We start from the raw sequence: 21,059 nt of genomic DNA on the forward strand, positions 1-21,059 counted from the left end.
TTTAAAAAAATAGAAAATTGTCTCACATTGTGATTACAGTCCGGCCTTCATCCCCATCGTCCAGCGTATAAGGTAATATCTTCGTTTTCACATCATAAATCGCCTCTATATTTTGCTCAAGAACAACTTCTTTTACAGAACCTTGATATAAAATTCGACCTTTTTTGAGCATAGCCACTTGAGTTTCAATTTTATGCCGATCAAAATACAGTGGATGATTAATCTCGTGAGAACTCATAATGATGGTCTTATGTTTTTCTTTAACCAAATACGCCACTCTTTCAAGCAATATTTGCTCATTTTTCAAGTCTAAAGAGGCCGTGGGTTCATCCATCAAAATGATATCTGTGTCCTGCACATAAGCTCTTGCAAAGAGAACCATCTTCATTTCTCCGCCACTTAACTGCGTATACAGCCGATCTTTCAGTGCCATAATTCCCATCAGTGAAAGTGCTTCATCCACTCTGGTCAAGTCTTCCTTCTTGGATCTCTCATAGGCTTTAAGATATGGATTTCTGCCCATGAGCACAATTTCTAAAACCGTATACGGGAAATGTTCTTCATGATTTTGAGGAATATAAGAAATATACTTTGCCCTTTTTGAAATTGAAATTTTATTGATTTCATCCCCATGAACTTTAATCAATCCCTTTTGAGATGGATAAATACCAAGAATGTTGTCAAGCAACGTCGTTTTACCACTGCCATTATTACCCAATAGACAAGTAATCGTCCCCTTTTTAATCATGAGTGAAATATCTTTAAGCACATTTTGAGTTTCATATGCGAAAGTCAGGTTTTTAATTTCTATAATGGACATCACCATTTCCCTCCCTTCGTTTTCTTAAGCAGAAGGATGTAAAAAGGCGCTCCGATTAATGATGTCAATATCCCTATCGGAATTTCTGCAGCAGTTAATGATCTCGCCAGAATATCAATGCAAACTAAGAAACTCCCGCCTAAAAAAAAGGATAACGGCATCAGCTTCGAGTGATCATTGCCAATAAGCATCCGTATAATATGTGGAATGATAAGGCCTACCCAGCCAATGGTGCCTGCAATACAAACAGATGCCGCAGTAATCAGAGAACATGAAATAATTAAAATGCCTTTTAATCGCTTCGTATGAACACCAAGACTCGTGGCTTCTTTATCGCCCATGGAAAGGATGTTAATCTGTCTTCTATAGTATAAAATTACAGGCACACCAATTAAAACAGGCAGCCAAATAAATTTTAATTCATCATAACTGACATTGGCTAAGCTTCCCATGAGCCAGAACACAATCTCAGGCAATTCGTCAAACGGATCGGCAATGTACTTTCCAAAAGAAATCAGGGCAGAAAATAGAGATGATACAATCACACCACCCAAAATGAGCATAATTGTCGATGATTGTTTATAAAAACCACCAATGGCAAATGCCATCCCCACCGCAAGGAGGCCGAATGCAAATGAAAATATAAGTGTTGTAATAGAACCTTGGTTAAAGAGAATAATCGCCAAAACTGCTCCAAAGCCAGCACCTGAATTGACACCTAACATCCCTGAATCCACTAAGGGATTTCGAAACACGCCTTGCAAGGTTGCACCGCTTAAAGCCAAACTCCCTCCAATTAAAAAGCCAATAATTGCACGCGGAAACCGAATCAGCCAAACAACGCTGGTCTCCACGCTTGAAGCACTCGTTTTATGAAAGAACGTCGATTGAAAGACATCTATCAGATTAAGTGGATATCGCCCCAGAGCTAATGAAAGCAATAATAGCAGAACTGGCGAAATATATATCAATATCATAATAGACCATTTTTTCGTTTTGCCACCTGTCATTATGCCCATCCTTTAACGCCGTGCGCTTTGTCTATTTCTTATTTTTTCTTGTAATAGCCACACCAACAATGCCCAAGACCACGATGATGCCAAAGATCATCATAGGCGTATTGGATTGAGTTGATTCATCGGTTTCAGCTGATTCAGCAGGTTCAGTTGATTCAGCGGGTTCAGCGGGTTGAGTGGCTTCACTGGATTGAACTGGTTCCGTAGATTGAGCTGAAAGTGTTGTAAAATCAATTACAGTCTCAGCACCTAATTTGCTCCCGTTTTTTGCAGTCAATTCAGGCGAAATAACGAGTTTATAACTTTTATTTTCTTCAAGAGCAGCCTTGCTTTGAACTGTAATGTCATTTTTAATCGTAGGATCAACTTGATCATCGCCCATAATCACATCAATTGCAACTTCTTTCCCTTCATTATCTAGAAGTTTGAAACATGTCATATTGTTTTCAGAAACCTTCATATTGACAACATTGTTGCTAAAAGTCATTTCAATTTTACCTTCTGTGCTTATGTCCACAGCGCCTGATTCAGGATTTGAAGATTCAAGTGTTAAAGGTGCATTGCCCCCACCGCCGCCAGTACCATTACCCCCGCCTGCAAATACAGGTACACAGAGCAGTAATAAACACAAAGTTAAAATGGATATAGATTTTTTCCCCACGTTGATACTCATATAATCCTCCTCTAAATCTTTTGTGATAAAACCATTATAGTTGGATTTTGAAATTCTATTAGATTTCGAAATTCTAACCAATAATCTTAATTATATATTTTTCAACTCAAAAAAACTAACTGAATTTTCTAAAAATCATCTCTAAATCACTTCATTTCCCCTTAAAGCGCCAAGTCCTCCTTTTAAACCGCCTTTCTAGATCCTCCAAAATAAGTATACCCATAGATCAGTCTCATATCACAAAAGCCTTTTGAAAATAAAACAACTATTCTATATAAGCGTCTATCCCCAATACACCTATGATACCATTTTCATCATACACTGTAATGCAGATTGTCTGAATCAGTCTATGGTTTGTTAAATCCGTATAGGGCTCAGCATAATAGATCCCTTGTGCCATTGCGTTTAGATAAAATGGTCTTTCTCTAAAATCATAATCTTCAGGGAAGGATTCTTCGGGATACATATAGAATCTCCCTGTTTGGCTCCCGTAGTATGCATACTGAACTTCAATGTTCTCGTTCAAGGCAAGTTCGGTTAATGCATCTCGTATTTCTTCATCAGAAGTTGCCATTGCAATTTGATTAGCACCTGACGTGGCAAGATCTAAAAGTAAATCTGACACTTCTGACGATACATATGAATCCACCCTATTTTCATCTCCAGAATACACTGACTCATAGAGGTTCACATCACTCTCCACATGAGCTGTCTCCAAAGGCTTATCTACACTTGTGTGAATTGTCATTGCCACCAAAATTGTTAAAATAATTTTGCTTATCATCCGTCTCTCCTTGTCAAAAAATATTTCATAAAGGTCACAGTATCTCCTGCTAAGTCTTCTCTGCTTGGATAATGAGAAGAGTCCACACCCTTGATGATAAAATTATTCTTTTGATAAAATTGTAATCATGTGTCTTCCGCTTCACTTATTTTATATCAAGTTGTTATACCATTCTTCCTTGAGAATCCCATAGCTGATTGAATCATAATACTCTTGCTCTACTATACGCGCTTTTCTGTAAACCGCTTCTTTCTTAAACCCTAAATGCTCTGCCAACTTCATCATTCTGTGATTGCCCGACCAAGTGGTAAGTCCCAGCCTAACAAGCTCTGGATGATCTGCAAACACATTATCTATCCAAAGGCTCAAGGCTTTTTTGCCAATGCCTTTGCCCCAATAGTCTTCATTAAAAATAACAATCCCTATTTCCATCCAGTTGGTCTCTTCTGATTTCCAGTACCAATTGACAGTTCCTATGATTTCATCCGTTTGTGCATCTGCAATTATTTTTTTTTGATCCAATGGATTTTGTTCACCTGACTCAAATTTGCTTCTAAGAAGCGCTATATAGTTTTCTAGCCCCTCCAAGGTATCCTTTTTAAAATAAGGTCCATTGAATTTATGAAAAGCTCTATCAGGATGGTTCAACTTAAAATAGGCCTCTAAATCTTCTACTTTCAAATCTCTTAAAATAATACTCATCTGCATATTTCTACTCCATTCTCTCTTTAAGTGATTACTTAAGATTATATCATTTGTATAAACGTTCTCCAAACGCTATTGATATCGCTGCGTGGTGCATTTGGACAGACTGGTGATGCTTCAAACTTATAGACAAAAAAAGCTGAGTTATGAGATAGATACTCACAGCTCAACTTTTTTCATATGATTATCAGGTCATAATCACATTGACCTTCAACTATAGAGGATACATTAACTCTCAATGGAATACATTAAGTCGATATGCTTAGCCCATTAACAGAATTCACGTTACTCTTTTTAAATCACTTAAAAATAAACAGCATAACCGCCACAAATATTGCCGGTAAAGCTTGTTTAAAAAAAATAGACTTTGAAGCAGACAATGCGCCAAAAATACCAGCTACAATCACACAGCCCAAAAAGAAAAAGGCGACGTTATATGACCATACGATATCTGTAATAAAGAGTGACCAAATTAGACCAACAGCTAAAAACCCATTGTATAAGCCTTGATTTGCAGCCATGCTTTTTGTCTGTTCCATAAAACTTGGGGTCGCATCTTTTACAATATTCAGCCCCTTCGTCGTCCAAGCAAACATCTCAATCCACAATATGAATAAGTGTTCCAATGCAATTAACAAAACCAATCCTTTTAATACAGCTTGCATGCCTTGCCTCCTGTGTATGTCGTTTAAATATTACATTGTCCATCAATGCAAATACCTTTTGACTCATTATTTGAAGTGCCTGATATTTCCGATTCTACCCTGACTTCATCCGTTCTAATCTGCTTTAAACTCTGCAAGAATACAGCTGTGGGTTGCGCACCTGATATGGCATACTTGCCATTGATCACAAAATATGGCACACCACTTATATTGAGTCTTCTGGCATCGGACTCATCTCTTCGAACAGCATCTCTATACTGATCCGAATTTAAAATTTTCATAGCTTGATCATAATCCAATCCGACCTCTTTTGCTAAAGAAGCCAAAACTTCATAACTAGATAGATCTTTACCTTCAGTAAAATACGCTCTTAAAAGCCTTTCAGAAAATTTATCCTGTGTGCCTTCTGCATTGGCATAATGTGCCAATCTATGTGCGTCAAACGTATTCGTCGGTTTCATAGCTTCAAAATCATAAATCAGCCCCATTGATTTGGCTTGTGCTGCAATTTGTGTGTTATTAGCTTTGGCTTGATTGACTGTAATACCATATTTCTTGGCAATAAGCTCATGAATATTAGCATCATATGATTTGGGTGCATTGGGATCGAGTTCAAAACTTTTAAATTCAATCTCTATCTCAGATTTAAAATCCAGTTGCTGGATTGCTTCTTCCAGCCTTCTTTTCCCGATATAACAAAACGGGCACACATAATCTGACCATACTTCTATTTTCATAATTGATCTCCTTTTGAATTCAATGGACCTCATAATAGGCCACTGAGATGTTTAAAGTGACTTATCCGATTTTAAATTTATCAATACTTGATCTAGTTGCCTTGTTAACTTTTCAATTTCTTCAGCTTCAATTGTTTTCAGCATTTTATCTAGAAATGTCATTTCTATATTCTTAAGCGCCTCTACAATATACATGGCCTCTGGCTTAAGCGAAATGTAAATGCTGCGCTTATCCTCCTTGCAGTAAGTCTTATCGATCAGCCCCATGTTTTCATATTTGATTAAAATATCCGATAGAGATGATTTCGATATGCCCCATGCAGCCATGATTTCAGTGAAATACATCGGTTGATCTGCTGTTGAAAGGATATAAAACAAAGGGATATGATTGACCATAACGGGTAGATTCATTGTCCTAATTTTACTTTTGATAAAAGAAACGGATATGGCATTAATTTCATTGATTTTACTTAACAAACATGAAGTTTCCATAAAAGCCTCCATTTATTTCGTCCGTGTACGAACTAATATTACCACATGTTTGTAACGATGTCAAATCTATCGTCATTTCATTTTTACTTTTAAAGGCTAAAATCTCATAGAAGTCACAATTATATGCGGCTGATTGCCTCAATGAAAATCCCTGTCAAACATCGTATGTTTCCAATTTTTTTGTTAAAAAACACAGCAATCTCTCGCCAATAGAGCTCACTGTGTTTTTAAATTCATATCTATCATGGTGTAAAAGTCCCAAGCCATAATCCAGTTTCATTGGATAAAAGTTGTGACTGAGTTTCATTTTGTCTGATAATATGGTCTTTTACTTTTGTCTTTGAAATCTCATAGACAATCCCCGATGAAGCAAGCAATGAAACTATAATAATTGGAATCAATATAACTAAAATTTTAGTTCTGCGTTTTGAGCAGAATCTCTATGCGCTCTTTACCTTTTCCAGTGTTGCTTCTCTTAAATCGAACGGCTCCAATTTCGCCTGTCCGCTTGATGTGCGTGCCACCACATGGCACTTTTGCAAAACCATCTATACGCCAATAGCGAACTTCATTTTGAACATCGCTAAAATTACTCTCTATTTCCAAATTTGCTTCTACTAATTGAGCAAACGCCCGATTGAGCTCAGGAAATACGCTATTGATATTGCCGTCCCAATAGAAATCAACTCTGGCTTTATCTTCACTGATGTTAGCACCTATTTTTTCAGGATGGTTATAATTTTGATAAACCCATTCCAGAACAAGTTCTGCCGCAAAATGAAGCTTCATCAATTTGTACCTCTTGTCCCAGTCAATTTCAGTATGTACTAGGTCACCCACTTTAAGGCCATGATCTTTGGCGAGTTTATAGTAGATTTCCTTGTCTTCTTTTCTGGCCTCCAATACCTCTAAGCCATTGATGGTCCCTGAATCTGATTGTTGTCCCCCTGAAAAGGCAAATAGAATCGTCTCTTTCAAAGTAATGATATCGTCTTGAACAGATGTCACAGTTGTCTCTAATTGCTCTAAATAGGGGTCTTCCCAAAATTTCTTTACACAAGCCACATTACCACCTCTTTCATTTAATAGTCAATTTTTAATGAAACTAATCATTTCAGGCCCTTCTCAATTTTCAACTCAAGCTCACATGAAGTCATAATTTTCTGGACAATGAGTTTTCAATTCGTTTATGTAACGCATAAGCAGCCTCTGTTTTACCACTGCCAAAGGAACCATTAATCCAAATAATCACGTCAAGACCAACCTTCTATTTATTTTGATACCACCTCTTTTATTATAACAATTCAAGCTCCCACAATATACCTCTTTTCACAAAAAGAAACCTATCCTTAATAAATGAAATCATACATCTTGAACTCACTTAAACTCGGATAGGTTTTTTACAAACTGTAGATCATGGCTAGAAGTGTCAAATTATCAGATTTATTTTACACCCTTAATTCGGAATAACAAGGCTTTGTCCGACTTGAATTAAATTAGGGTTCTTAATATTCCCTATATTGGATTTCAAAATGGCTTCCACAGTTGTGCCATATTTTTTAGCGATCTTCCAAAGTGCATCCCCAGGCACAACGATGTACGTCAATTGACTATTTTTTAAATTGGTCACAGTCGCTTTTGAAATACCAAATTGATCCACAATATATGGCTTGCCTTCATTTTTACTTTGATCAATTTCGTAGACAACTGCTGTCAGTTGATCCGCATCAACAGTGATGCCTACAAAGTTTTGAATTTGACTGCGCACAGGTCGGCTTGAGTCACTTGCATCAGGACCATAAGTTGCCGCGTGATTTTCATCTGCCAATGCAAACAAATCATAATAAGTTGAGTCCATCTCTTTATTTCTATAATAAACTTTCGGTCCCGCTGTTGCTGGAATCATATAAATTGTGCCCTCTGGTTGATTATAATAATCAATTGATTGTCCATTCAAATTTTTCTTGCTTATAGATGCTGCGACTGCTTTGCCATCAGCAATGGGTTGTGTTCTCGCATAAATATGATCATGTCCCTGCAATACAAAGTCCACATCTAAACTTGCTAACAATGGCGCAATCAAAGTTCTCACACCATTATCGCCCATAATATCATCATCAGATGCATGATTGGAAGTTGTGTAAGGCCCTTTGTGCATAATCAATATGATCCATTTAGCGCCTGCTTTTTTTGCTGCACTAGCATCTGCTTTCAACCAATCAACTTGTGCTGGTGTCAAATCTGCAAATTCTTTTGAATCTTCATTCGTATTTAGGACGATAAAATGTGTCCCTGCATAATCTACAGAATAATACGCACCCGTTTCTGTTGATGCACCTACTGGTGAAGGGACATTAAAATGCTCAATAAACGCATTTTTCTGCTCTTCGTGGTTCCCAGCCGCTGGCAAAATGGTCGTATTCATAAAATTGTCTTTAGAATACTTGAACATATTATCCCACTGCGTTTCATTTAATCCAGTGTCTACAATATCCCCATTAATTGCAATGAATTTTGCGTCTTCAATGGTTTCAAATGCCTTTTTAATGGTCTCTCCCGATAAAATACATTCATCTTCAGATTTTGCCTGAGTATCCGCAATATCTATAAATGTAAATGCACCCGTGGTGTTAGCAGTCTCAAAAGTTCCTATATCACTCCACAAATTAAGCGATTCATCGCCTACCCTATAAGCGTAAGTCGTACCTGCTTTGAGTCCAGTGGCATTTGCCTTATGAACAACGGCCATTGGAAAATTAGGCGCATGAGTAGAAACGGTGTAATTGCCTTTAAATTTTAATGCCTTTTCAAAATTAGGATGCTCATTTGTTTGCTCTACTACTTGTACATCACTGTTTGCAGACGCCAAAGTCGTGTACCATGTGAAACCTCTCGCGCTCGTTGTATCTCCGAAAAAGGTCACTGCCACTTTTTGAACGTCACCTTTAACAGCACTAGGATCAGGTACAATAATTTCTTTCTCTCCTGCCGAAGCACTGGACAAAGCTTTCATGGACATTTCAAACCAAAGATCTGAACTATCACCACCATCTTGATGCACTTCAACTGCTATGGTATTTTTGCCATCTCTCAATGCCGAAACTGGAATTTTAATCGTTTCTTCCTTAGGTTTAAATTTAGCAGGTGTTACATATTCAATATTGACATCATCGGCAATGCCTCTACGAAATAATTCTTTTCCATTAACATAGACCACTGCACCGTCATCCACATGAATATAAGTTTCGAGTTCAGCGTAGCCAGATATCACGCCTGCATCAATTGTTTTTCTAAAATAAGTGGTCATGTGCTTATTTTCTGCATCACTACCGTAGTCAACTTGAGTTGCAAGCGGTAAAGTAGGGTCTGTTTCTGAAAAATCATCCCCATATCCCAATGGCGCTTTTCCCTTTTTCCAAGACGAGTCATCATAATTTTCAGAAATCCAGTCTTTGCCTAAAGCCTTACCTGTATCTAAATACTGCCACTCTGCATCTTTTTTCAAAATCGTTTTATCTGCTTGAATACCTTTCATAGACATTTCAAACCAAAGATCAGAGCTATCGCCACCGTCTTGATGTACTTCAACAGCAACGGTATTCACGCCATTATTGAAAAGTGAAATTGGAAGTGTCAAGGTTTCTTCTTTAGGTTTAAATTTACCAGGTGTGCTATAGACTACTTTTTCTGAATCCTTTATGCCACGTCTAAAGGCTTCTACCCCATTCACATAAACCACAGCAGCATCATCCACATGTATATAGACTTCCACAGCAGCATATTTTTCAATTTGATCAATGTTTGCAATCCCTCTAAAATAAGTGGTCATGTACTTTGATTCTGCATTATCGCCAAAACTCACTTTTGTCTCAAGGGGTAAAGTTGGATCTGTTTCTGAAAAATCATCGCCATATCCCAGTGGCGCTTTTCCCACTTTCCAAGAAGTGTCATCAAAATTTATATCTCGCCAGGTAGTGCCTAAGTCTATACCGTTATCAAGGTATTTCCAATCCGCATCTTTCTTGATAAATACACTGCTGTCTTCAGTTGCCATCACAATGTTGTTCACCCCAAATGTGCCCACTGCAACCATTATAACAAGGCACAATGCTACAATCTTTCTCCATAAATTCATACAATTCTCCTTTGTATACGTTATACAAGGATTATAGAATAATAACGGCAAAAAAGTATTAGGTTAATGTAAAGACTCTGTAAGTTTATGGCTTATGTTGCCCTCTTTATGGGTATAAGATGAGATAACTTCTCATTTAGAAGGGAGATTATATGACTGATGTCGATTTGACACAAGGTGCCATTATTTCACATGTGAAAAGGATTGCTATCCCTGCAAGTGTTGGGATGCTCTTTAATACACTTTTTAATGTTGTTGATACGTATTATGCCGGCAAACTCAGTACAGATGCACTTGCAGGCATGACCATTTCATTTCCTATTTTTTTCATTATCATTGCGCTCAGTTCAGGTATTGGCAGTGGTGCCACGGCTCTAAATGCCATTGCTTTAGGTGAAAAAAACAAAAAATATTTTCACAGCTTGAGCTATAATGCAGTGTTCTTTGGTTTATTTTTAGCCGTATTAATTGCTCTGGCATCGCCTTTAATGGTGCCTTTTCTCTTTGAGCTTTCTGGTGCCACTGGCCTCTCCAAAGCACTTGGCATACAGTATACAAATGTCATCTTCTGGGGGTCTATTTTTTTCATTCTCAATTCAGTACTCAACGCCATGTTAAATGCTCAAGGAGACACCAAATCCTATCGCAATTTTCTCATCATTGGTTTCTTCATGAATTTAATTCTAGATCCGCTCTTCATCTTTGGGTGGTTCGGTCTGCCACAACTTGGCACAATTGGTGTTGCACTTGCCACCGTTATCATACAAGTATTTGGAACACTTTATATGCTCTATCGCCTTAATAAAAGCCCCACATTTGAACTTCAAGCATTCAAAAATGCGCATTTTAATCTTGAAGTCATGTTTCAATTGTTTAAGCAAGGCTTTCCAGCAAGTCTCAATATGATGACAATTGCTCTAGGTGTTTTTGTAATCAACTTCTATGTCTTAAAATATGCAGGTTCAGTGACCATTGCCGCATATGGTGCTGCAATGCGCGTTGAACAACTTATACTATTGCCAGCGCTTGGTCTCAATATTGCTACTTTAACAATAGTAGGACAAAACTTCGGCGCTAAAAATTTTGAACGGATCTTTGAAACTAAGCAAAAAACGCTTCGAATTGGCATTGGTATGATGGTCTTTGGTGCACTTTTAATATATCCACTTGCACCCCATATTATTAGCCTCTTTAATAATGACCAAGCTGTTATCATGGCTGGCACCCATTATCTTCGAATTGAAGCTTTTGCATTGCCAACTTATATTATTTTAAATATCTTGATTTCCGCTTTACAGGGCATAAAAAAACCAAATTTTGCAATATACATTGGCATCTACAGACAAATATTCATTCCAATTACACTCTTTTACTTTCTTGGCACAGTTCTAGATATGGGCATTACAGGTGTATGGTGGGGCATTGTACTCAACAATTGGAGTGCTACTATCATCGCCTACTTCTATACAAAACGTGTAATGAAAAGCTTAGGCTAGCTTCTATCAACTCTCCTTACGCGCATATACGGATTATATGCACAAAAGGCATACCTCAGTGTGAATATACTCCTACTGGGATACGCCTTTTTTTTTATAAAATAAAGTTTTCATATCAAGTTACTAAGCAGTCACTTGATCCTCAACTGCCTGATCCTCATATTCTTCCATCATTGTTTCAAAATGATCTAGATCCTTAATATATTTCTGACGTTTATATGCTTTTTGGACACTTCGAAGCAATAAAAAACTCATTATGATCAGAATGATTGCAAAAGGCAATCCAGTTGCTATAACAGCTGTTTGGAGTGCTTTAAGCGCTGTTTCACCGCCAATGAGCAGTAGTACTATCGCTACAAGGCCTTCCATACTCGCCCAAAATACTCTCTGTGTCACTGGTGAATTGAGTTTTCCCCCTGATGTAATGTTATCCACTACGAGTGATCCAGAGTCACTCGAAGTAACAAAGAACGAAATGACAAGTACAGTACCTGCTAACGATAATCCTGTTTTAATGGCGCCCTCTAATAGAGGCACATTTAAGTTCTGAATCATTTCAAATATTGCTACAGGTAGATTGTTGCCAACGGTTTCAAACAAAGCTCCTGAAGTCAGCCCGTTAATATGCATTGCCGTCCCTCCAAATACTGTCAGCCAAATAAATGAAAGCAATGAAGGTACAATTAAGACAGCCAATACGAATTCTCGAACAGTTCTCCCTTTGGAGATTCGAGCAATAAACATGCCCACAAATGGCGACCAAGAAATCCACCACGCAAGGTAAAACACAGACCAACTTGCCTGCCATGTACTTCCATCTGTGCTGACAAAAAATGAGGCATTAATAAAATTATTCATATAAAGTCCAAGTGAATTGCTAAATAATTTCACCAAATAACCTGTAGGGCCCAAAACAAAAATCACAGCTAAAAACAAACCTGCAAGTTTGATATTGAGTTCAGATAAAATTTTAACGCCTTTATCAAGTCCTGTCACAACACTTATAGTGGCAAGTCCTGTTATCCCCACAATTAATAGGACCTGAGTCATTACACTCACATGGATTCCAAACAAATAGTTCAATCCACTGTTAATCTGCTGAACACCCAAACCCAATGATGTTGCAAGACCAAATAAACACGATACCACTGCTAAGATATCAATCATGTCACCCCAAAATCCAAATATTTTGTCCTTTAATAAAGGATAAAATACCGATCTTAAAGAAAGTGGCAATTTTTTATTGTAGGCAAAAAATGCAAGCGAAAGAGAAATCAATGCATATATACCCCAAGGGTGTAGTCCCCAATGGAAAAAAGTTGTGGCCATTGCCTGTGTATCCCCCATGTTGCTATTAAAAATAGGGGGCTTTTGCATCAGGTGATAGAGGGGTTCGCCCACTGACCAGAACATCAGTCCAATACCCATTCCAGCTGACATCAGCATGGAATACCAAGAAAAATTACTGAACTCTGGTTGAGCGTCTACTCCACCAATTTTTACACTCCCAAGTTTTGAAAAAGCCATAATTAAACTTACTAAAATAAAGAAATTACTGCTGAGTACAAATAGCCAGTCAAAATTGGATACGATAACTGTATTTATAATGCCAAACACTGTATTTGCTCTATCTAAATCCACGAAGGCAAAAAGGGCAAAAAGAATGATGATCAATCCTGCTCCAATAGAGACCGCTGGATTCAAATCTAGCCCATATTTAGTGAAATTTCGACTGAATAGTTTCTCTTCAGCCACTGTTTTTAACTTTTGACTCATTAAAATGTTGCTCCTTTCACACTTGGTTAGAGTGTCTAAATCCAAAAGTTGACCCTATGATGTGGTTTACAGCAAGTACGCTATACAGCATAGGGTAAAGGGTTCATGCGAAATTGGATTTTGACACTCTAACTATACTTTCAATCTTTTCAACTGCACAAATCTACAAAAAAAGACACTCTAACACTTTGATTAATCAAAGAGTTAGAGTGTCTAAGTTTCGACAATTATGCCTCACTTTATACCATCATTGATAGTATAGCGCATGTCCTTGCGAACCTGCACAGACCCCAGTTCTTACAAGCATTTTTAGGCATCCTTTCACTTCTAGTATAGAAGACTTACGCTAATCTACAACTATAAATGCATATCACCGCTCGTAATCTAAGCTACTCCAAATGCTTACTTCATGTTGAATTACTTCTTATATTATACCACATGATGCAAGCTGACGCAAATAGGGCTTATTTAATGGGAATCAAAATTTCTGTTTCATACTTTTCAGGATTGCCTTTCATAAGCATGCCTGGACCTTTTCGGTAAACTTCTCTGCTCGGCGTGTAAGTTTCTAGCTTATTTGCTTTTATATAGTCAGTAATAATTTTATAACTGTTGGATAAGTGTTCATAAGGACCCACATGGACATATTTCACGCATCGGATCTCTGGCAACATGCGCGTTTTCACCTCATCCTTTTTAACCTCTTTTTTCACTGGAACAGCCACTTCAATATCTGCATCCGCTTCCATGTAATCTTCATCATAATACAGTGAGAAGGGTGCGCCTTCGGCATTCATCCCAGCTGCTTTATACAATTTGCCAATATAAATACCTAAATCCTCATAACGTCCTTTATATCTTAAACAAGCCACTTTTACTGCTGGCATATTAACGATTTCAACTTCATATAATTTGGACACCGCTTTGACCTCCTTCATATAATTCACTTCTTTTATCAGCGCCTTTTGATCCCTTTTGATCATAGTCACCTGTGTTTCCAGTTGCTCATGCTTTTCAAGTAAAAAATCTGCTAAGTCATCCATATGATCAATCCTTGGAAGCACTTCAAGCAGTTCTTGTATTGAAAAATTAAACCGTCTCAACGTTTTGATCATCATAGCCTTTTGAAAATTTTCATCATCATAGTATCGATAGCCAGTAGCTTCATCTATCTTCGCAGGCACTAGAAGTTTAATTTCATTGTAATATCTTAACGTCTTCACAGATAAAAAAGTAATCTTAGAAAATTCTCCAATTTTGTACACTAAAAGTCACTCCCTATTTTCAACATCACTAAAATACTATTTTTAAGATGCCTATTTTACAGTGTATCTTAAAACCGTCTTATTCTTTTCTGGTGCAGTTTTACGAACGTCTGTAATGTAAATTTCTCTGTGTTCATGTGTGGTCCGCTCCAGTCCATTTAAATTGCAAAAAGCACTCATCTTTTCAAAGCTTTCCGGCTCATTATCATAAGGACCTATATGAAGCATTTGGACACATTTTTCTTCAGGATACTCTTTAAAGGCCATCTCTGGTATCAAAGGATTTTTTTTCTTCTTAAATGCACTTTCCATATAGATTGGCGCCCATTTCTCAGTCAAAAAATCCGGTTGTCTAATCATCAGATCAAACTTCAAATTATTTTTATCAAATTCTCTTAACTCAGGATTTATAAAATCCCAAACCCCTTCAAGCGGATAAACCGTATACTCATAATAGCCTTCAGGGACATCCGAATTTTTATACGACATCCTAACGGCGTAAGATACGGCATATAAAGCAGCGATGTATTCTGAAAAAAAAGCATCATTTGGATTCCCCTCACCACTTAATACCATGTACTTCATCGCAGGTACTTTGATGATTTCTGGTGATGTTTTTGGTACGTAAAGTGATTTCTCATGTTTCTTCCATTCTCTCTTCATTTTTTCAGCTCCTCTCTATGTATAGCTTACTGCCTCCAGCGCACTGGAGAGTCAAGGACTAATTATTCAAAATATTAAATTATTTACGCCCTATATACTATTATACCTTGAATTTTGATTTTCACTTACAATTAATACGTTTATTCTTTTTCAAAAAAAAACATCCTAAAATCAGGGTGTCAGGGTTCTGATCTTAGAATGTTCTTTTATTTTATATTATATGATTTAAGGAGTAAGATGTTTCCATCTTATTGAAGAGTTTGAACTTCATTTGTATATATTTTGAGGTTTTATTATATCAAGTGTATCAAGTTTATTGTTATAAGTTTCAATTAAATTATCCTTTCTTAAGTCATACTCAGTAAGGATGTCAGGACTTTCCTGAGTATTTCTTGAGAACGGCTCGAGCAATGGCATCTATTTTTACAGAATGATCCATGCTTTTTTTTCTCATGTACTGGTAGGCTTGCTCTTCACTGAGCTGCCATTTCGCCATGAGTATTGCTTTAGCTCTTTGAATCACATCATCTTTCGGCATATCCTTCTTTTCCCGTTCGCGGATAGCCGAAATTTTCTTTTCCTCTCTAATTTGCGATAAGGCAGTCGCTATTACAGTTAAAAAGTGATTTCGATCCAAGGGTTTTTGTACATATCTACCAAGCATCGTTTGAGAAAGTAGGTGTCTAAAATCATCATTTACAGAGTCCGTCATTGGAACGACCTTTGATAAATGATCGACCTCGATGATATGAACCATCTGGGTTGTATTAATCCCCCTTAACGCAACATCTAGCAAAATCAGGTCAGGCAGAACTTGACGTGCCAGACGAATTGTCTTATATGGATCTTTAGCTTCAAAGACCGCATATCCTTCTTGCATCAGCCATGTACAAATTTGAGTTCTCACAGTTGTGTTCTGTTCAGCTACAACGATTTTTGAGCGAATAGCCTTCATAATGGCTTAAAACTTTCTCAAATAACGATCTAGTTCCCATTTTGACACATACTTTGAATACTCATTCCATTCATACATTGCGGCTTCTTTAAAACGTTTGTAGGCATGCTTGCCTATTGCTTCTTTCATCAAGGGACTCAGCGAAAAGGCTTCTACCGCTTCACAAAGTGTTGATGGTAGTCGCTCCATTCCAAGCGTCTCTATGTCTTCATCGGTAATATGGTAGAGATTGCTTGAAATAGGTTCTGGTGGGCGTTTATTTTTCTTTATCCCATCAAGTCCTGCTTTTAAAGTAGCAGCCAGTGCCAAATATGGATTTGCACTAGGATCAGGACTACGGAGCTCCAATCGTGTAGATTTCCCACGACCTGCAGGTACCCGGATGAGTGGACTTCTGTTGGATAAAGACCAAGCAACCAGAATAGGGGCTTCGTAACCAGGAATCAATCGCTTATAAGAATTCACGGTTGGATTCGTGAGTGCTGTAAATGATCGAGCATGTTCCAGCAACCCACCAAGAAATGCATAGGCCTTATCAGAGAGCTCGATTGCATCTTCTGGATCATAAAAGACATTTTCGCCATTTTCACCAGATAATGAGATGTTGAGATGCATGCCAGAGCCACTGATCCCCACAAGAGGTTTCGCCATAAAAGTTGCATGTAAACCATGTCTTTGAGCAATGATCCTCACAACCATTTTAAAGGTCATGATGTTATCTGCTGTTTTTAAGGCATCTGCATATTCAAAATCAATTTCATGCTGACCTGTAGCCACCTCGTGATGCGAGGTTTCGATCTTAAAGCCCATGGATTTAAGAGTCATGGAGATATCATTTCTTGCATTGCCTCCCATGTCCATTGGTGCCAAATCGAAGTAGCTTGCTTGGTCGTGCACTTCCAGAGACGGATTGCCAAATTCATCCGTATGAAAGAGAAAGAACTCGCATTCAGGACCGACGTTCATAGTGTATCCCATGCCTTCGGAATCCTTTAATGCCTTTTTTAGAATATATCTTGGACAACCTTCAAATGGTGTGCCATCCATTTTATAAACATCACAAATCAAACGCGCTTCTCTTGGGGAAGAAGTCCACGGGAATACCGTGAAAGTAGCAATGTCTGGCATCAAGTACATATCGGACTCTTCCACTCTGACAAACCCATCGATACTGGACCCATCAAAGGTAATCCCGCCATCAAGTGCTTTGTCAATTTGGTGTGCCATAATCGATACATTTTTAGTAATGCCTGTGATGTCTGTAAACTGAAGATGAATCAAATCCACTTCAAGTGCCTCAATCAAATCCTTCAACTCTCTCTTTTCATCGGAAATAAATGACATTTTGCCTCCTGTAAAATGGTAACTACTTCAAATTAAATTGTCGTTTGATTTACCATTTTTTCTTTTTTGATTTCAAAGTCTGCATATCCGACCATGCCATGTTCCTCAATGTCAAGGCCAAGCGTTTCTTCTCGAGCACTTACTCTGAGTCCCATTGTCATGTCGATTACCTTAAAGAGTACAAATGAGCTGCTTATTGTCCAGAATGCTGTTGCCGAAACACCAATAATTTGTGTTGCTAAAAGACTGAAATCGCCGGTGTAAAGCAATCCACCTTCAACCGCAAACACACCTACCATCAAGGTTCCAAATACACCGCAAGCACCATGTACTGCAAATGCACCAACAGGATCATCAATGAGTAATACTTCGTCAACAAATTTTGTAACATAAACAACAATTACCCCTGATAGAAGACCAATGACAACTGCAGCTTCCATGCTTACAGCATCTGTTCCTGCTGTAATACCTACAAGTCCTGCAAGTGCACCATTTAAAGTCATTCCTACATCAGGTTTTTTATGTCTAATCCAAGTGATCGCCATTGCGCCAACGGCTCCTGCTGCTGCAGAGAGGTTCGTCGTCATGAAGATGTGTCCCACAAGTGTAGGGTCCCCCATAGACAATGTCGAGCCTGGATTGAAACCAAACCAGCCAAACCATAGAATGAAGACACCAAGTGCTCCAAGAGTAATACTATGACCTGGTATAGAGTTAGATCTTCCCTTTTCATATTTTCCAAGTCGAGGTCCAATAACTTTAGCACCGACAAGTGCTGCCCAGCCGCCAACAGAATGAACTACTGTGGAACCGGCAAAATCATGGAATCCTCTAGCTGCCAACCAGCCACCGCCCCAGATCCAATGACCTACAACGGGATAGACAACTGCACTAATAACAAAACTAAAAACTAAATATGAGGCAAATTTTGTTCTTTCAGCCATGGCACCAGAAACGATTGTCGCCGCTGTTGCACAAAATACTGTCTGGAAAATAATAAAAGCTTCAACTGGGATTGTAAGTCCCAAATGTTCGTAAGTGCCACCTGAGAATAAATTGACTTTACCCACAAAACCTAATATGTCTGTGTTGAACATCAATCCAAATCCAAATAGCCAAAAGATTAAAGAACCCACTGAAAAATCCATAAAGTTTTTCATAATAATATTGCCTGAATTCTTTGCTCTTGTAAATCCTGTTTCTACCATTGCAAAACCAGCTTGCATAAAAAATACTAAACAGGTTGCAACTAATACCCACATCGTGTCAATTGATCTTAATGTATCCATGCGAATCCCCCACTTTCTAATTTGTTGGCTCATAACATGGACAGCTGTCCTAATTGCTCATAAAATCACTGTGACTTGGCCTATGACTGCATATAAATAATAAAAAAGACGTCATCAATGAAAGAGAAATTTTTCTCTTTTTTTTGAAGACGCCATTGCCTTAATGTTTAATTTTATGAGTAATTATACTGTATACAGGTTTAATATTTACTGATTATAATACAGACTTTTATCTTTTGCAAGTCTTTTTTAAAAAAAAATCATTTTTTTTTTGCACACAACTTTAAAATGCATTCACTGTGTTATCGGAAGCGTTATGTTAAAGGCAACCCCTTTGCCGTATTCATTCTCTATATCAATTTTTCCCCTATGCTTATTGACGATAATATCATATGCCATACTCAGTCCCAAACCACTTCCAGACCCTACTGGTTTAGTTGTGAAAAAAGGGGTAAAGATGCTATTTTCTGCATTTATACTAATACCACCGCCAGTATCTTGTATTTTACAATAGACATTTGATTGATCTGATTTTGTTTCAATATATAGCTTTCCTGTATTGGATTGTGAATTGTGTTTAATGGCATATATACTATTCAAAACCATATTCAACAATACCTGATTGATCTGACTCCCTATGCAAGTTATCAGAGGGATCTTCTCAAAATGTGTTTTCACTTCAACGAATTGCTTCAGCTCATTATTAGCCATCATCAATGTATTTTCAATGCCTTCATTAAGATCATATTGGGAAAATTGTTCGCCTTGGTCTGCTTTTGAAAAAGCTCTTAAACTGTTTACAATTTTTGAAACTCTCAGAAGTCCCTCATCTATATCACCCAGGAGATCTTCCAAATCTTCAATGATTTCTTCAATAAAATATTTTTCTTGAAGTTCGTTTATTCTATTTATAGGGCCTTCGGTGTTGGCTTTGCCAATGACACTGTTTTTTAACGCCTCATAGGATTGATATATTTCTCCAAGTACGCCAACATTTTGCTTTAAGATATCAATATTGCTCAAAACATAGCTTAAAGGATTGTTAATTTCATGTGCGACACCAGCGGCTAGCTGACCAATGCCCACCTGCTGCTCTCGTTGTATGATCTGTGACTGAGCTTTTCTAAGCAGTTCAAGCGTAGTCTCTAATTCTATGTTATACTCTCGGAGTTCTGCCTCAGCACGGCGCCTTTCAAAGGCATGACTAAAAATCTCTGAAGTCACTTTTAAAAGCACCACGTCCTCTTCAGTCCATTTGCCAACGTCATCTATGCCGTCAAAACCGATGAACCCTTTGAGCTCCTGCTTCATTAAGATCGGTAAAACCAACACTGACTTTACTTTTTGCTGCTCTAATACTTGTTTCTCCAGACGCGCTTCTTCTGGCATTAAACTGACATCTTTTATGTTAATGATCTCTTTCTTTTCAAGTTTCTCCATCCACCAAGGGAAGAGGTCGGCAGGCATGTTTTTTAAATCATCTATCTGAGACTCAACACCTTCCTTACACCATTCAAAGGTATTATTCATATGGTTTTTATCTGCATCAAATTCAAAAATATAAGCTCTACTTGAATTGCTAAAACGGCCCATTTCCTCTAAAGAGGCATTGATCACTTGATCCACATCACTTATTGTGATGAATCTTGAAGACAATGAAGCGATAAGTTGCTCAAAATCCAATTGATGACGTACCTTTATTTCAGTTTGCTTACGACTTTCAATAGACCAGCTCATCAAAGCTGCACCAATTAACATTCCCCCTTCTACAATAGGCGTAAAAGAAAATTCAAACCACTGAGTATTCCCGTAGCCTGTTAGATCAATATTTAGCTCAAAAGTATTTGCTGTGCCCTTTAAAACATTTTCAATCTCAGCTATCAAGATGGACTCTTCAGAATTCATAAAATAATCCATTATAAAACGACCCGTTTCCAATTTTAAGTTTGAGTAGCTATTAAACAGCTTTTCAGCGTGTTCATTAAAATATTGGATACAACCCTTCGCATTTAAGATTACAATAGTTTGAGTAAATGCATTCAGAATACTTGATAATTTAGATTGACACACTAAATCTATTTTATTCATAATCATACCTCATCTATCCATGTATCACATATTACCATTTTTAAACTCAACTTTCACCCTACAGTGAATTTTATACCCATTTACCCAAAATTAAACTAAAAAAAGACTAGGTCATGATGCTGAATATCATTGACCTAGTCCATTTAAAAGAAGAGA

The 21,059-nt window shown here is 37.6% G+C and carries 18 protein-coding genes; 1 reads left to right on the forward strand and 17 read right to left on the reverse strand.

From position 1 onward, the window contains the following. Positions 1 to 22: 22 nt before the first annotated feature. The 10 genes from ISU02_RS04580 to ISU02_RS04630 all read right to left on the reverse strand — a co-directional run bounded on the left by ISU02_RS04580 (position 23) and on the right by ISU02_RS04630 (position 10,027). Complete coding sequence (locus tag ISU02_RS04580) at positions 23 to 820, reverse strand: ABC transporter ATP-binding protein (protein ID WP_194700607.1); 798 nt, start codon at positions 818 to 820, stop codon at positions 23 to 25. Then, positions 820 to 1,830, reverse strand: coding sequence for a FecCD family ABC transporter permease (locus tag ISU02_RS04585; protein WP_194700608.1), 1,011 nt, complete (start codon positions 1,828 to 1,830; stop codon positions 820 to 822). Before ISU02_RS04585 ends, ISU02_RS04580 begins: the two co-directional genes overlap by 1 nt. Positions 1,831 to 1,861: 31 nt before the next feature. Further along, on the reverse strand, positions 1,862 to 2,509 hold the full coding sequence (locus ISU02_RS04590; RefSeq protein ID WP_194700609.1) for an Ig-like domain-containing domain: 648 nt from the start codon (positions 2,507 to 2,509) through the stop codon (positions 1,862 to 1,864). A gap of 265 nt (positions 2,510 to 2,774) precedes the next feature. Next, entirely contained in the window at positions 2,775 to 3,293 is a 519-nt protein-coding gene (locus ISU02_RS04595; protein WP_194700610.1) for a PDC sensor domain-containing protein, read from the reverse strand. A 150-nt stretch (positions 3,294 to 3,443) separates the two neighbouring features. Further along, complete coding sequence (locus tag ISU02_RS04600) at positions 3,444 to 4,001, reverse strand: GNAT family N-acetyltransferase (protein ID WP_194700611.1); 558 nt, start codon at positions 3,999 to 4,001, stop codon at positions 3,444 to 3,446. Between the two features lie 296 nt (positions 4,002 to 4,297). Continuing rightward, positions 4,298 to 4,663: a DUF1304 domain-containing protein gene (locus ISU02_RS04605; RefSeq protein WP_194700612.1), complete on the reverse strand. Its 366-nt coding sequence runs from the start codon at positions 4,661 to 4,663 to the stop codon at positions 4,298 to 4,300. 23 nt (positions 4,664 to 4,686) lie between these two features. Beyond that, complete coding sequence (locus ISU02_RS04610; RefSeq protein ID WP_194700613.1) at positions 4,687 to 5,400, reverse strand: DsbA family oxidoreductase; 714 nt, start codon at positions 5,398 to 5,400, stop codon at positions 4,687 to 4,689. A 51-nt stretch (positions 5,401 to 5,451) separates the two neighbouring features. Next, a complete protein-coding gene (locus ISU02_RS04615) occupies positions 5,452 to 5,892 on the reverse strand; it encodes a MarR family winged helix-turn-helix transcriptional regulator (RefSeq protein WP_194700614.1) in 441 nt (146 codons plus the stop codon). 414 nt (positions 5,893 to 6,306) lie between these two features. Continuing rightward, entirely contained in the window at positions 6,307 to 6,957 is a 651-nt protein-coding gene (locus ISU02_RS24245) for an alanyl-tRNA editing protein (RefSeq protein WP_194700616.1), read from the reverse strand. A gap of 391 nt (positions 6,958 to 7,348) precedes the next feature. Next, positions 7,349 to 10,027 carry a metallophosphoesterase gene (locus tag ISU02_RS04630; protein ID WP_194700617.1) on the reverse strand — a complete coding sequence of 893 codons (2,679 nt, stop codon included), beginning with the start codon at positions 10,025 to 10,027 and terminating at the stop codon, positions 7,349 to 7,351. A gap of 152 nt (positions 10,028 to 10,179) precedes the next feature. Between ISU02_RS04630 and ISU02_RS04635 the strand changes: the two genes are divergently transcribed. Then, the gene (locus tag ISU02_RS04635) at positions 10,180 to 11,523 is read left to right on the forward strand and encodes an MATE family efflux transporter (RefSeq protein ID WP_194700618.1); all 1,344 of its coding nucleotides are present in this window, start codon (positions 10,180 to 10,182) and stop codon (positions 11,521 to 11,523) included. Positions 11,524 to 11,646: 123 nt separating this feature from the next. On the opposite strand, the gene ISU02_RS04640 is transcribed toward ISU02_RS04635, so the two are convergent. The 7 genes from ISU02_RS04640 to ISU02_RS04670 form a co-directional block, all read right to left on the reverse strand. After that, positions 11,647 to 13,299 carry a BCCT family transporter gene (locus tag ISU02_RS04640; protein ID WP_194700619.1) on the reverse strand — a complete coding sequence of 551 codons (1,653 nt, stop codon included), beginning with the start codon at positions 13,297 to 13,299 and terminating at the stop codon, positions 11,647 to 11,649. 464 nt (positions 13,300 to 13,763) lie between these two features. Then, positions 13,764 to 14,564: a MerR family transcriptional regulator gene (locus tag ISU02_RS24250; protein ID WP_194700620.1), complete on the reverse strand. Its 801-nt coding sequence runs from the start codon at positions 14,562 to 14,564 to the stop codon at positions 13,764 to 13,766. 51 nt (positions 14,565 to 14,615) lie between these two features. Continuing rightward, positions 14,616 to 15,227, reverse strand: coding sequence for a GyrI-like domain-containing protein (locus ISU02_RS04650; RefSeq protein WP_194700621.1), 612 nt, complete (start codon positions 15,225 to 15,227; stop codon positions 14,616 to 14,618). Between the two features lie 370 nt (positions 15,228 to 15,597). Next, the gene (locus ISU02_RS04655; protein WP_194700622.1) at positions 15,598 to 16,182 is read right to left on the reverse strand and encodes an ANTAR domain-containing response regulator; all 585 of its coding nucleotides are present in this window, start codon (positions 16,180 to 16,182) and stop codon (positions 15,598 to 15,600) included. Between the two features lie 6 nt (positions 16,183 to 16,188). Continuing rightward, complete coding sequence (glnA, locus tag ISU02_RS04660) at positions 16,189 to 17,526, reverse strand: type I glutamate--ammonia ligase (RefSeq protein WP_194700623.1); 1,338 nt, start codon at positions 17,524 to 17,526, stop codon at positions 16,189 to 16,191. 32 nt (positions 17,527 to 17,558) lie between these two features. After that, complete coding sequence (locus ISU02_RS04665) at positions 17,559 to 18,815, reverse strand: ammonium transporter (protein ID WP_194700624.1); 1,257 nt, start codon at positions 18,813 to 18,815, stop codon at positions 17,559 to 17,561. Between the two features lie 294 nt (positions 18,816 to 19,109). Then, positions 19,110 to 20,903, reverse strand: a complete 1,794-nt coding sequence (locus ISU02_RS04670) for a PAS domain-containing sensor histidine kinase (protein ID WP_194700625.1) — start codon at positions 20,901 to 20,903, stop codon at positions 19,110 to 19,112. Between the last annotated feature and the right edge of the window lie 156 nt (positions 20,904 to 21,059).

Origin of the sequence: Fusibacter ferrireducens (genome assembly GCF_015352425.1) — a bacterium.
GTDB classification, from domain to species: Bacteria; Bacillota; Clostridia; order Peptostreptococcales; family Acidaminobacteraceae; genus Fusibacter_A; species Fusibacter_A ferrireducens.